This is a genomic window from Microvirga pakistanensis (assembly GCF_004458765.1).
In the GTDB taxonomy this organism is placed as follows: domain Bacteria; phylum Pseudomonadota; class Alphaproteobacteria; order Rhizobiales; family Beijerinckiaceae; genus Microvirga; species Microvirga pakistanensis.
Genome location: NZ_SPJX01000462.1, coordinates 1 through 223, shown reverse-complemented (window position 1 = coordinate 223; position 223 = coordinate 1). Strand labels below are relative to the sequence as shown.

General features: G+C 66.4%; 1 protein-coding gene. It reads right to left on the bottom strand.

Going from position 1 to position 223, the window contains the following annotated elements; genetic code table 11:
- On the bottom strand, window positions 1–223 hold a 223-nt coding region (locus E4K09_RS20085), incomplete at both ends, for a hypothetical protein (RefSeq protein ID WP_134499494.1).

The window sequence follows — 223 nt, the reverse complement described above, 5'->3', positions numbered from 1 at the left end:
GCCGGAGAGAAGCCGCGCGCCCGTGATGAAACGCATCTGCCGGGCCGCGTCGCGGGCGCGGTCGAGGAAGTCCTCGTAGTTCTCGGGATTGCCGATGATCTGCAGCAGCTGGTCCTCGATCGCCGATTCATCCACCAGCGGAATGCCGAAGGCAGGGTCGATGAGCACGTCGAGCACATGCGGGGATTGCGCCACCGTGTTGGCAAGCCGAGGAGCCGTGCCG